This is a genomic window from Kitasatospora sp. NPDC059146, from assembly GCF_042786665.1.
GTDB lineage: Bacteria > Actinomycetota > Actinomycetes > Streptomycetales > Streptomycetaceae > Kitasatospora.
In genome coordinates, this window is sequence record NZ_JBHZCY010000009.1 from 81,092 (window position 1) to 93,619 (window position 12,528).

The 12,528-nt window shown below is 75.1% G+C and carries 11 protein-coding genes and 1 pseudogene; 6 read left to right on the forward strand and 6 right to left on the reverse strand.

The features are described 5' to 3' along the window. Positions 1–20 precede the first annotated feature (20 nt). The 4 genes from ACFXPX_RS06140 to ACFXPX_RS06155 all read left to right on the forward strand — a co-directional run bounded on the left by ACFXPX_RS06140 (position 21) and on the right by ACFXPX_RS06155 (position 3,618). Positions 21–449, forward strand: coding sequence for a hypothetical protein (locus tag ACFXPX_RS06140; RefSeq protein ID WP_380639748.1), 429 nt, complete (start codon positions 21–23; stop codon positions 447–449). Continuing rightward, positions 446–2,236: a GMC family oxidoreductase gene (locus ACFXPX_RS06145; protein WP_380526104.1), complete on the forward strand. Its 1,791-nt coding sequence runs from the start codon at positions 446–448 to the stop codon at positions 2,234–2,236. Before ACFXPX_RS06140 ends, ACFXPX_RS06145 begins: the two co-directional genes overlap by 4 nt. Further along, positions 2,233–3,075: a hypothetical protein gene (locus tag ACFXPX_RS06150; protein ID WP_380526102.1), complete on the forward strand. Its 843-nt coding sequence runs from the start codon at positions 2,233–2,235 to the stop codon at positions 3,073–3,075. Before ACFXPX_RS06145 ends, ACFXPX_RS06150 begins: the two co-directional genes overlap by 4 nt. Before the next feature lie 69 nt (positions 3,076–3,144). Then, entirely contained in the window at positions 3,145–3,618 is a 474-nt protein-coding gene (locus tag ACFXPX_RS06155; RefSeq protein ID WP_380639750.1) for a hypothetical protein, read from the forward strand. On the opposite strand, the gene ACFXPX_RS06160 is transcribed toward ACFXPX_RS06155, so the two are convergent. The 5 genes and pseudogenes from ACFXPX_RS06160 to ACFXPX_RS06180 all read right to left on the reverse strand — a co-directional run. Next, positions 3,584–4,627, reverse strand: coding sequence for a bile acid:sodium symporter family protein (locus ACFXPX_RS06160; protein ID WP_380589369.1), 1,044 nt, complete (start codon positions 4,625–4,627; stop codon positions 3,584–3,586). The two genes, ACFXPX_RS06155 and ACFXPX_RS06160, sit on opposite strands and share 35 nt — an antisense overlap. After that, positions 4,624–4,941, reverse strand: coding sequence for a hypothetical protein (locus ACFXPX_RS06165; RefSeq protein ID WP_380589372.1), 318 nt, complete (start codon positions 4,939–4,941; stop codon positions 4,624–4,626). The genes ACFXPX_RS06160 and ACFXPX_RS06165 overlap by 4 nt, the downstream gene beginning before the upstream one ends. Beyond that, positions 4,938–5,822, reverse strand: coding sequence for an oxaloacetate decarboxylase (locus ACFXPX_RS06170; protein WP_380639752.1), 885 nt, complete (start codon positions 5,820–5,822; stop codon positions 4,938–4,940). The genes ACFXPX_RS06165 and ACFXPX_RS06170 overlap by 4 nt, the downstream gene beginning before the upstream one ends. 414 nt (positions 5,823–6,236) lie before the next feature. Further along, complete coding sequence (locus ACFXPX_RS06175; RefSeq protein ID WP_380526092.1) at positions 6,237–7,112, reverse strand: class I SAM-dependent methyltransferase; 876 nt, start codon at positions 7,110–7,112, stop codon at positions 6,237–6,239. Between the two features lie 257 nt (positions 7,113–7,369). Next, positions 7,370–7,900 (reverse strand): annotated as a pseudogene (locus tag ACFXPX_RS06180) (PadR family transcriptional regulator); the annotation flags it as partial. 147 nt (positions 7,901–8,047) lie between these two features. Here ACFXPX_RS06180 and ACFXPX_RS06185 point away from each other — a divergent pair. Further along, positions 8,048–9,385, forward strand: coding sequence for an MATE family efflux transporter (locus ACFXPX_RS06185; protein ID WP_380639754.1), 1,338 nt, complete (start codon positions 8,048–8,050; stop codon positions 9,383–9,385). Between the two features lie 65 nt (positions 9,386–9,450). Here ACFXPX_RS06185 and ACFXPX_RS06190 read toward each other — a convergent pair whose 3' ends face one another. Further along, positions 9,451–9,939, reverse strand: coding sequence for a flavodoxin family protein (locus ACFXPX_RS06190; RefSeq protein ID WP_380639756.1), 489 nt, complete (start codon positions 9,937–9,939; stop codon positions 9,451–9,453). A 1,074-nt stretch (positions 9,940–11,013) separates the two neighbouring features. On the opposite strand from ACFXPX_RS06190, the gene ACFXPX_RS06195 reads away from it, so the two are divergent. Beyond that, on the forward strand, positions 11,014–12,396 hold the full coding sequence (locus ACFXPX_RS06195; RefSeq protein ID WP_380639758.1) for a serine hydrolase domain-containing protein: 1,383 nt from the start codon (positions 11,014–11,016) through the stop codon (positions 12,394–12,396). Positions 12,397–12,528 lie beyond the last annotated feature (132 nt).

Sequence of the window (12,528 nt, forward strand, 5' to 3'; positions counted from 1 at the left end):
CCGGGGGTGCCCGCGTGTCCGTGTCCGACGATCGCACCGCAGCCGACGACCCGTACGGGCCCTGGGGGCCCGCCGAGGAGGACGAACTCGCCGACCTCGACGAGTTCCTGCGCGTCAGCGCCGAACTCACCGGCTTCGACGTCCCCGAACTCCGCGCCACCGGCATGGCCGACGAGCACCACCGCACCACCCTGGCCCACCGGGTCCGGGACGAGCACGCCCTGGTCCACCTCTGGTACGTCGGTGCCTGGCCCGGCGAGGCCCCGAGCTCCACCCGCGCCCACGACCACGGACTGGTCTGGCGGACCTTCCGGGGCAGCCCGCCCGGCGCCGCCGCCCCCGGGTACGGCAGCTGGGCCGAGGCCCCGTCCGGTAGTGCCGTGTCCAGCAGTGCTCCGTCCAGCAGTGCTCCGTTCGGCGGCACCTCGTCCGGAGGTGAGCAGCAGTGAGCGCCCACTGGGACGCCGTCGTGGTCGGGGCCGGCTTCGCCGGCAGCCTGGTCGCCCAGCGCCTCGGCGCCCGGGGATGGCGGGTCCTCGTCCTGGAAGCCGGCCGGCCCGCACCGGGCAGCGCCGAGACCTCCGCCGCCCACCGCGCGGCCGGCGGCGGCCCGCCCACCTCGCCCTACCCGCACAACCCCGACGCCCCCTCACCCGACGTCACCGACCTCACCGGCCACCCGGACGGCGGCTACACCGCCGACGGGCACCTGCGCCAGTACGGCCCGCTGCCCTACGCCAGCGGCTACCTGCGCGCCAACGGCGGCACCGGACTGCTCTGGACCGGCCTCACCCCGCGCATGCACCCCGAGGACTTCCGCACCGGCGACCTCGGCCACGGCCGCAGCTGGCCGATCGGCTACCACGACCTGGAACCCCACTACCGCGACGCCGAACAGGAACTCGGCGTCGCCGCCGACGCCGAGGAACAGCGCCGCGCCGTCGGCCTGCCCCTCCCCGCGGGCTACGCCTACCCGATGCGGGCGATCCCGGCCAGCCACCTCGACCGGCAGCTGGCCCGCGCCCTCGACGGCCGGACGGTGCGCGACCCCGCCATGACCGACCCGGCCCGGCTCGCCGTCACCCGCACCCCGCACGCCCGCAACGGCCTGCCCACCCGGCCCGGCACCGGCCACGGCGCGCCCTGCGCCGGGAGCGCGAGCTGCGTCCCCGCCTGCCCGGGCGGCGCCAAGTACACCCCGCTGCGCACCCAGGCCCGCTGGGCGCCCGCCGTCGAACTGCGCACCGAGGCCGTGGTCAGCCGGGTGCTCGCCGACCCGGGGACCGGACGGGCCACCGGGGTCGAGTACCTGGCCGGCGGCACGGCGCACCGGGTGACCGCCGACCTGGTGGTGATCGCCGCGCACGCGATCGAGAACGCCCGGCTGCTGCTGCTGTCCGGCCTGGCCAACCGCAGCGACCAGGTCGGCCGGAACCTGATGGACCACCCCGCGCTGCTCACCTGGGGGCTGATGCCCGGCCAGGTCGGCCCCTACCGGGGGCCCGGCTCCACCAGCGGACTGGAGGCCTTCCGCTTCGGCGGGGCCCGCCGGCACCGGGCGCCGTTCCGGATCGAGATCGGCAACTGGGGCTGGTCCTGGGCCGGCGGCGACCCGGCGACCGAGGCCGCCGCGCTGCTCGCCGCCGGGCTGCGCGGCAAGGAGCTGCGCGAACGCCTCGGTGACCGGCTCGGGCGGCAGTTCTCGCTCCAGTTCGAACTGGAGCAGCCCGCCGACCCGGCCAACCGGGTCACCCTCGACCCGCAGCGGCGCGACCCGCTCGGCCTGCCCGCCCCCGCGATCCACTACGACCTGGACGGCTACGTCCGCGAGGGCATGGCCTCCGCCCGGGCCGTCTCCGACCAGCTCTTCGCCCTGCTGGGCGCCGAGGACCACACCGCCTACCCGGGCGCGGGCTGGCCCGGCCGGCTGGAGCACCGCGGCGCCGTCCACGGCTACCGGGGAGCCGGCCACGCCGGCGGCACCCACCTGATGGGCGATTCCCCCGGCAACTCCGTGGTCGACCAGTGGCAGCGCTGCTGGGACCACCCCAACCTGTACGCCGTCGGCTGCGGCTCGATGCCCTCGCTCGGCACCTCCAACCCCTCGCTCACCATGGCCGCCCTCGCGCTGCGCAGCGCCGAGCGGATGCACCAGGACCTGCTGGAGCTGCGGCGGCCGGCCGCCCTCTCCCCGCCCCGCACGCCCGTACCCCCCTCGTTCTCGGAGCCCTCATGACCGGCCTGCCGCTGCCGCCCGTCCCGGAGCCGTACCACCTGCCCTTCCACTACGGCGCGCTGCACAACATCGGCGTCGACTACCTGGTGGACCCGGAACGGGCCCGCCGGCTGCTCGACAAGCGCCACCCCGGGCTGAGCGCCGCGACCTTCGACGGCGGAGCCTGCGTCTCGCTCAACTACCAGCTGTACTTCGCCCAGTACCCGAACGGCGGCGGCATCACCGAGGAGCTGGAGATCAACCTGATCGCCCACCCGGTGTTCGCCGAGGACCGCATCCCGGTGGTCAACTACGGCCAGTACGCCCGGGGTTACGACCAGACCAAGCTGCTCGGCATCGCCCGGCTGCACGTGCTGTGCGACAACCCGCTCGCCATCGACGCCGGGCGCCGGCTGTACGCCGAACCCAAGCACCCCGGCTGGTTCGAGACCACCCTGCCCTCCCTCAACGCGGCCGCCGTGCGCGAACGGTGGAGCATCTCCTGCCGCCGGGGCGAACTCGGTCCGGAGGGGCTGCGCCGCCACCAGGAGGAGATCCTCGCCCTGGACGTCGACCTGGTCGGCCTCACCCCCGAGCCGGTGAACAACACCCCGATCACCGGCTACGGCACCGACGACGAGGGCCGACTGCTCGCCGGACCGCTCAACGTCCACCAGCCGTACCGCTACTACGCCCTGGACGACCGCACCGCCGACCGGGTCCGGCTCGACCTCGGCAACCCGGCCGAGGAGGCCGCCCGCGACCTCGCCCAGCTGATCGGCGAGGCCCCGGCGGCCGGCGTCTGGACCTACCAGTCCGCGCCGGTGGCCGCCCACCACCGCGCCTACTACGTCCGGTGACGGCGCGCCCCTCTCCGGAGTGAAACCGCGTCGCCGAGGAGGACGGGCCCCGCTAGTCTCGCGTCCGACATGGACGACACCCACGAGATCGACGGGCTGAGCGACTTCGAGGCGCTCGACCACCTGCACGAGCCCGGGGCCTACCTGCGGCTGGCCCGACGGACCGCCCAGCCCGGGGTGCTGCGCGTGCTGGCCCGGTGCGAGTACTCCTTCGTCTGGCACGAGATCGCCCGTAACTCCGCTGCGCCCGTCGATGTGCTGGTCGCCCTCGCACCCCGGCGGCACGACAGTTGGGACGACAACTGCCTGCTGCGGTTGTTAGCCGCCCGCCCAGAGCTCACCGGCGAGGCCCTGGACGGGGTGGTCGAGCTGGTGGCCGAGCGGCTGCGGGAGGGCGAGCGGCCGTACGCCGCGGTGCTGCTGCTGGCCCGGCGGCCGGGTGTGACGGAGGAACGGCTGAGCCGGCTGGGGCACCTGCCCGGTGCCTCCAGCCGGCTCCGCCGGGGGATCAGCCGTGCGCTGGCGGCCCGCCCGCCGGACTGAGTTCGGCCGCGGGCTGCCCGCCGGTCGCGGCCGGCTCGGGTGCCCGGGCGGCCCAGCGCCCGGCCAGGACGGTGCCGACCACCAGTTGGAGCTGGTGGTAGGCCATCAGCGGCAGCACCATCACCCCCGCCTCCGACCCGAACAGCACGGTGGCCATCGGCAGCCCGTTGGCCAGGCTCTTCTGCGAACCGCACAGCATCGCCGCGATCGCGGCCGGGCGGTCCAGCCCCAGCCCGCGCGCCCCGAGCCCGGTCGCCGCCAGGGTGGCGGCGAGCAGCGCCATCAGCACCACGACCATGCCGAGCAGGGCGAACGGCGTCGCCTGGTGCCAGATGCCCTGGGCCACCGCCGCGCTGAACGCCGTGTAGACGACCAGCAGGATCGAGCCGCGGTCCACCGGGGTCAGCAGCCGTTTGTGACGGGCCACCAGGCCGCCGATCCACGGCCGCAACACCTGCCCCAGCAGGAACGGCGCCAGCAGCTGGAGCCCGATCCGCAGCAGCCCGTCCGCCGACAGCCCGGCGTGCGAGCCGAGCAGTCCGGCGACCAGCAGCGGGGTGAGCACCAGCCCGGCCAGGCTGGAGTACGTCCCCGCGCAGATCGCCGCCGGGACGTCGCCCCCGGCGGCGCCGGTCAGCGCCACCGAGGACTGCACCGTGGACGGCACCAGGCAGAGGAACAGCACCCCGGCCTGCAGCTGTTCGGTCAGCGGGACCGGCGTCAGCAGCGCGGTGGCCAGGCCGAGCAGCGGGAAGAGACCGAAGGTGGCGGCGAGCACCAGGCCGTGCAGTCTCAGGTGGCGCAGCCCGGCCAAGGTCTCCCGGGTGGACAGCCGGGCGCCGTACAGGAAGAACAGCAGGGCCACGGCGAGGTCGCAGGCCGTCGCGGCGAACCGGGCCCCGGCGCCGGAGGCCGGGAACAGCGCGGCCAGGCCCACCGTGCCCGCCAGCGCCAGCAGGTACGGGTCGAACCTGCGCCACCACGGCGGGCGTCGGGCGCGGGCCGTCACGGCCCGGCTCCGCCGCCGACCGGGCTCCTGGTCAGACCCCCGGTCAGGCTTCCGTCCAGGCCTCCGACCAGGGACCCGGCGCCGTCGTGGTCACTGCCCGCGGAGCCGCCGCCCTGTTGGAGGTTGGCCGTGCGGTCGACCTCCAGCCAGGAGTCGGCGTGCGAGTTGTCGACGACCGTGATCAGGCTGCCGCCCGCGGCGGCCGGGGCCGCGCCGACCGCGAGCAGGGCGCACGCCCCGGTCAGCCCCAGGACGGTGGCCCGCAGCGCGGCGGCCGCCGAGGACGGGGCGGGCCGGCGCGGCCCGGGGCTCAAGCCGTCACGTCCGCGAGCCGCCGGGAGCGCGTGATGTTGCGCTCCAGCAGTTCGGTGGACTCCCGCACGCCGACCGGCTTGGCCAGCTCGGCCTGGGAGGGCAGGCGCCCGTCGGCGCTCTTGAGGCCGGTGAGCGCCTCGTCGATCGCCCGGTGGGCCGCGAACAGGCACGGCGTGCTGTAGATCGCGACATCCACCCCCAGCTCGGTGAGCTCGGTGAGGGACAGCCGGGGGGACTTGCCGCCCGCGATCTGGTTGAACAGCAGGGGCTTGTCGCCGACCTCCTTGCGGATCCGGCGGATCCACTCCTCGCTGCGCACGCCGTCCACCAGGACCACGTCGGCGTCCGTCTCGGCGAGCGCGCGGGCGCGGCGCAGGATGTCCGCCTCCTCGGTGGCGTCGGTGCGGGCGACCACCAGGAGGTCGGTGCGGTCGGCGAGGACGAGTTCGAGCTTCGTCAGGTACTCCTCCAGCGGGAGGACTTGCTTGCCGTCGGCGTGCCCGCAGCGGCGCGGGCGCTTCTGGTCCTCCAGGATCACGCCGGAGGCGCCGATGGCCTCCAGCCGGCGCACCACGTGGCAGGCGACCTCGGGATCGACGTAGCCGTCGTCGATGTCGACCAGCAGGTGGTGCGTGGGGAACGCGCCGCGCAGCCGTTCGACGAAGGCGACCATGTCGGGCCAGGCGATGAAGCCGATGTCCGGCAGGCCGTAGTACGAGGCGGCGAAGCCGAAGCCGGAGACGAACATGCCGTCGTAGTGCTCGGCCGCGATGGAGGCCGAGTACATGTCGTGGACGCCGATCAGGGGCGTGGTGCCCTGGTCCGCGATCGCCGCGCGGAGCCGCTGCCCGGGGCCCGCGGAGGTGGAAGCGTGCAACATGGGTCTCTCCTGACTCGCAAGGATTTTGCCTGAACTTGGCTTTCTCAAGACCAAATCGAGGTGCCATCACTATGCGGTCTTTAAGGGTCCATGGGCAAACCTTTAATAGAGATTCACCCATGTGAGTGAACGAATTTTCGACAATGCGTCAGTCATATGAAGTAAACATTCCGGGTCCGATCTGAGTTCGATACGAGTCCGGGATGACGGCCGGGTGACGGCGGTGCCACGGCCCGCTCAACGGCGCGGAGCGGCGCCGCAACGCGGACCGCCGCCGCAGCGGACGCTGCGACGGCGGTGGTGGCGGAGGTGCTAATGGGGCTCCGGCGGGCCCCCGGGACGGTGTCCGGGGGCGCGTCGGATCTGTCGGGATCGCGCCGGAGCGGGGCCGGGGCCGGGGCTGCTCCGGTGGGGTCAGGCGCTCGGGGTGGGGCGCACGGCGCGGCGTTCGCGCAGGGTGCGCAGGACCCGGCGGGTGGCGCGGGTGGCGACCGGGGGGAGGAGGTCCAGGGCGATCCGGCGGGAGGCCGAGCGCTGGAGCTGGGCGGGCGTCTTGACCTGGTAGTTGAGGCGGAGGACCTGGTGGCCGGCGATGCTGTCCTCGTCGACGGCGTAGTCCTCGGCCCGCCAGTCGCGGGCCAGCAGGGTCCGGCGGGCGGCGGCGGCGTCCCCCCAGGTGCCGTAGAACTTCATCGGGGTGAGCAGCACCGGCTGGAGTCCGCCGGTGAAGACGGCCTCCCAGACGGCGGCCGAGACGCCCGGGGTGTGCTCCGAGCGGTAGTCGTCCAGCGAGATCAGGCCGTCCTCGGCGAGTGCGGCCCGGGCCACCAGGATGTCCCCGCTGACGTGCTCGTACAGGTGCGAGGCGTCGACGTGGACGAAGCGGCAGCTGCCCGCCGGGATCCGGCCGTCGGCCAGCACCGAGGTGGGGGCCTGGACGATCTCGGGCAACTCGGCGTGGAAGGCGAGGTAGTTGGACTCGAAGGCGCTGCGGGTGAGGGTCTTGCGGTAGGACATGGACATCTCGGCGGCGTTCTCCGCGTCGGAGGCCTCGGAGTCGAAGAGGTCGCAGACGGTCAGCCGCTCGCCCGGCCGGAGGTGGTCCCCGAGCAGGACGGCGCTGCGGCCGAGGTAGCTGCCCAGCTCCAGGATGTCCCCGCTGACCCCGGCGGCCGTCTGGGCGGACAGCAGATGGGAGAACGCGGCCCGGTCCAGGCCGAAGAACCAGCCCGGGATGTCGTCCCGCCGGAGCGGGGCGGGGCCGGTGGCTGCGGTCTCTTCACTGGGCACGGCTGCCTCCAGGGGGCGGGCGGGGCGCGGTGGTGGATCACGCCGGCGGAGGGTCGCCGTGGTCGTGAGGCAGGCCATCATAGCCACGCCCGGGCCGCCCCGGGGCGGGTTCGGAGGGCGTGGTTCCGCGCCGGGGCGGGGCCGTTCGACGTGCCGTTCGGGCCGCTGGTCCGCGCCCCTTGGGGCGCCCGGGCGGTTCGGGCGCCACCGGGTCGCGGTGAGGCGCGGTCACGGGGGCACCGGGGCCCCGTGGCGCCCCCACCGCCCTCCAGCCCGGCGATGGTCTCGGCCAGCCAGGCGCGCTCGGCGGCGCCGGAGGCCCGGGCGACCAGCAGCATGCCGCGCCGGAACGGGTTCGGCTCCCGCTCGGCGGTGACCGGTCGGCCGTCCCCGTCGTAGAAGAAGCTGCTCGGCGCCTCCAGGAAGTCCAGTCGGCGCCGGAGCACGGCGGCCTGCCGGTCCGGGTCGGCCAGGTGGTGGAGGAAGGCGGCGAGGGTGAAGAAGCGGATCTGGTCGGTGATCTCGGCCTGTTCGGGGTCGGCCAGTCGCCGCAGCAGCTCCGCCCGGCCCTCCGGGGAGAGTTCCAGGGTCTGGCGCGGTGCGGCGCCGCTGCCGGGTTCGGTGCGGCGGTGCAGCAGGGCGGCCTTCTCCAGCCGGGTGATCGCGGGGTAGAGCGCGCCGTCGCTGACCGGACGGACGTGACCGGCCAGCCCGGTGATCCGGGACTTGAGTTCGTAGCCGTGCAGGGGCTGGTCGTACAGGAAGCCGAGGATCGCGAGGGTCAGCACGGTCGGAGCCCTTTCGTCGGAGTGCGCCCCATGATGCGCCCCGTACCGCGGATGATGCTACCTCTTGTCGAGGTGCCTCGATTCGATGTATATCCATTCGAGGCAGTCACCCGCTCCGGTGCGGGTGGCGCGACGATGGGGGACCCCGTGCGTGAACAGTCCGTCCGGCTGGCCTTGTTGGCCGGACCGGTCTACGCGGAACTGCTGTCCGGAGTGGTCGCCACGGTGATCGGGACGCTCTGGGTGGCCGGGCTCGGCGGGGCCGCCGTCGCCGCCGTCACCCTGGCCGGAACCCTGGAGAACCTGCTGCTCGGACTCGTCCTGGTGGTGTCCTCCGGCGTCAGCGTCCGGCTCGCCCGGGCCCTCGGCGCCGGGGACCGGGACGGGGCCGGGCGGATCACCCGCGCCGCCTGGCGGCTCTGCGCGCTCGGCACCCTCGCCCTCGCCGCCCCCGGCTTCCTGTTCCGGGGCCAGATCGCGGAGGCCTTCCTCGACGGCGAGGCCGCCGTCAGGGCCGCCGAATACCTCACCGTCGCCTTCCCGGCCTTCGGGCTCTTCTTCGCCCAGCGGGTCGCCGACGAACTCTTCAAGGGCGCCGGCGACACCCGCACCCCGATGCGGATCGCGCTGCTCTCCAACGCCCTGCTGCTGGTCCTCGACCCGCTGCTGATCCTCGGCGCCGGCCCGCTGCCCGCCCTCGGCGTGACCGGCGCGGCGCTCGCCCTGACCGTCTCCCGGGCGATCGCCCTCGCCGTCACCCTGCGGCTGCGGCCCCGGGCCGGCGGGCCGGTCCGGGGCGTCGGCCCGGCGGCCGTCGGCATCCTGCGGGCCGGTGCGCCGTTCGGACTGGACTTCACCGCCCGGATGGCTGTCGGCACGGCCCAACTCGCCCTGGTCGCGGGCTTCGGGGTGGCGGCGGTGGCCGGGTACGGCATCGGCTACCGGCTGCTGCTCCTGCTCACCATGGCCTTCTACGCGCTGCGCCAGGCCGCCGCCCTCCGGGCCGCCCACCTCGCCGGGGCCGGCGCGCCCGAGCCGCTGCGCGACCTCCGGCACGCCACCGCCCGGCTCGCCGTCGGGCTGGGCGCCGCGGCGGCGCTGCTGGCGGCGGGCGCGGCCGGCCCGCTCACCGCGCTGTTCACCGACGACCCGGCGGTGGCCGCCCAGGCCACGGGGTTCCTCCACCTGACGGCCCTCTACCTGCTGCCGTACGCCCCGGCGGTCGCCCTCGGCGGCTACCACCAGGCGACCGGGGCCGGGCGGGCGTTGGTGGTGTCGGCGGTGTGCGGGCTCGGTGGGCAGTTGGGGGCGGCGGTGGTGCTGTCGCACTGGTGGGGGGTGGACGGGGTGTGGGTCGGCCAGGGGGTCGGTGCGGTGGTGCAGTTGGTGCTGTTGGTGGTGCTCACCCGGCGTGGGGACGGTGGCGGAGGGGATCCGGGGCTGGGCGTGGCGCGGGCCCGGGTGGCGGGCCTCCGGGGCAGGTAGGCGGTCCGGTGGTCGGGAGGGGGCCCGGCCACCGGACCCGGGGTGCGGGGTTCGGGACGTCGGGCTCAGGACGTCGGCGTGGTCGCGCTCCGCAGGCGCTCGGCGAAGGCGTGGGCGGCCGCGAGGTCGCGGCTGTCGGGGCGGTGCTTGTTGATCCCGCCGACCAGGCGGAACGGGAGCCAGGTGTCGTGGCCGCGGGCCGTGAAGCCGTCGACGATCCGGAAGCCCTTCGCCGCCAGGGCGCGCTCCGCCGGCCGGGTGAAGGGGCGGAAGCCGGGTTCGGGCAGGCCGCTGGTGGCGAACACGAAGGCCCGGCAGGGGTGTTCGGCGGACGGGGCGGCGGACGGAACGGCGCTCACGAAGCGCCGCAGGCGCGGGTGGAGGCGGCCGGTGAAGACGCCCGAGCCGAACCCGACCAGGTCGTAGCCGGTGAGATCGGCCGGGTCCAGCTCCTCCGGTGCGACCACCGGCGCGGCCAGCGGCCGGGCGATCGCCTCGGCGATCCGGCGGGTGTTGCCGTGGGACACCGAGACACACACGATGACGGCCTTCATGGTGAGGACGCTCCCTTCGTTCTTCGTCGTGCAGGTACCGGATGGACCGGGCAGCGCGGCGGAACGTGACATCGGGGGTCGTGACATCGGGGGTCGTGGCATCGCGGGTCGTGCGCCGCCGAGCGGCGCGCGGCCCGGGCCCCGTGCGCCGCTGATCCCCGCGAGCCGTCCCGAGCCGCCGTGCGCCGTTGCGGAACGCGAGTCCCCCGGTACGGCGCACCACGGTGCGCCGCCGGCTCCGGGAACACCGCACGGCACGTCCGAACCACGGGCCCTCCCCTTTCACCCCCGATATCCTCCGTCGCATTTCCGCACAGCCGTCCCGAGCGTCATTGTGGCCACTCTGCGGTGTCGGTGAAAATCTGGTTCCGGCCCGTCGGGATCCGACGGCCACGGTTTCGGCCAACCAATTCACAGGCGTCATCAGGCGTTCCGTCCGTGGTCGGGAGCCACACCAGGGATTTCGTCGGTCCGTTTCCCATGAGAATTGCTTTCCGTTCAATCGGAAGGGGTTGCGAGCGGGTGATCCGCCGTGAAGACTGTTCCGCGTTCGTCTTTCGAACGTTCGGTCCGTCAAGGATTGCGCTGTCTCCCGGGGCCGTTGCGGAGAGGGTTCCGCACGGTGGCCGCGGGGGAGGGGCGCAGGGGGGATTGCGATGCCGGGTGGGGCGACCCTGCGGGGTGCGGGCCGACGGGCCCGCAGGCCGGAGTGTCCGGGGTGCCAGTCCGGTCCCGTCGGCCCGGGCCGGGTATTCGGCCGCGCGGGGCTTTCCGCGTAGCGGGAAAAACGGGTCGTATTCGTGCCGTCCGGCCGCCGCGCGCCGTCGTGGCCCGGAGCGCCCCGTGTGCGCCGTCGTCGCGCCGTGCCGCGCCGGGAGGCGCCTCCATTCCCGTTCGTGTCGGGCCGGTTGCTGCCGGACGGCGTTCGGTCGATCGCGTTGTGCGCGCGGTACTTCGCGCTGCGCTGCGCCGCCGGCCGTGAATCCGGCAGAGCGTTCCTCGGCAATCCGGAATTCCTTCACGGGCGCGCCGTCGCGTCCGCACCCGAGAACCAGTCAACGGGAGCCACCGCCCATGCCGTACCCCGTTTCCGCGCCGGTCCGCGAGCGCGTTCCGCAGCTGCTGCGGCGCGAGTTGCAGCACCGGCTCGACACGCTCGCGCGCCGCCACCGGGTGCCCGGGGCCCAACTGGTCCTGGACACCGGGGCGGAGGTCGTCGCCCTGCACACCGGCGTGGCCGACGCCGCCACCGGCGCGCCGCTCACCGGGGACACCGCCGTACCGGTCGGGTCGCTCACCAAGCCGTACACCGCGGCCCTGGTGGTGCTGCTCGCCGACGACGGGGACCTCGACCTCGACGACCGGGCCGCCGCGCACCTCCCCGAGTTCCGCCCGCTCCGCGAGGTGACGATCCGTCAACTCCTCGGCCACACCGGCGGACTGCCCACCGGGCCGGACTCCGACACGGCCGCCCGGAGCACCGCGGCGCACTACCTGGCCGCGGTCTGCACCGCCCGGGACGCGCTGTTCCCGCCCGGGACGGGCTTCTCCTACTCCAACGCCGGCTACGTCGCCGCCGGGCGCCTGGTGGAGACGGTGACCGGGATGCCCTGGCCGGAGGCCGTCGCGACCCTGCTGCTGGAACCGCTGGACACCGTGCCCGCCTTCCTCGGTCCGCTGCCGGCCGGCCCGGCCGCGGCGGGGCGCCCGCTCGCCGCCGGGCACGCCTTCAACGCCGCGACCGGCCGGGTCCGGCCGGTCCGGCAGAACCTGGCCCCGGTGGAGGCGCCCGCCGGGGCGCTGCTGCTGAGCGCCGCCGACCTGGCCGCCTTCGGCGCCGCCGCGATCGGCCGGGCCAAGGCACTGCCCGCGGACGTCGCCGACGAACTGCGCCGCCCCCAGCCCGGGGCCCGCCCGGGCGCGCTCGCGGACGGCTGGGGCGCGGGCCTGGCGCTCTACCGGCAGGACGGGCGGCTCTGGTGCGGCCACGACGGCAACGCCATGGGCACCTCCTGCCACCTGCGGGCCGAACCGGACGGCGGGACGGTGGTCGCCTTCACCGGCAACGCGGGCAGCGCCACCGCACTGTGGCGGGAACTCGCGGCAGAACTGGCCGAGTTGACCGGAATCGCGGTGCCCGCCGCGATCGCCCCGGTGGCCGCGGGGGAGCAGGAGCCCCGGGGTGTCCCGGCCGAACTGCCGGAGTGCGCGGGCGACTACCGCAACGGCGGGATCCGGTACCGCGTCGAGGCGGCGCACGACGGAGGGCTCACCCTCTCCGTGGACGGCGACCTGCCGCTCCCGCTGCGCTGCTACGCCGACCTGCGCTACGACCTGATCGCGCCCGACACCGGCCGGCCCGAGCCGGGCGGGTGGTTCCACCGCGACCCGGCCACCGGGGTGGTCGACCTGGTGCAGGTGTCCGGGCGCACCGCGCGGCGGACCGGGCCCGCCTGAGCCGCCGCAGGCGGCGCCTGCCGTCGCACCGCCGCCGTACCACCGTCGTACCGCCGTGCACCCCCACGCTCGTGCACTGCCGCCACACCGTTCCCGCAGCACCGAGGGCCGGCCTCCGCCCGGGTGCCCGCG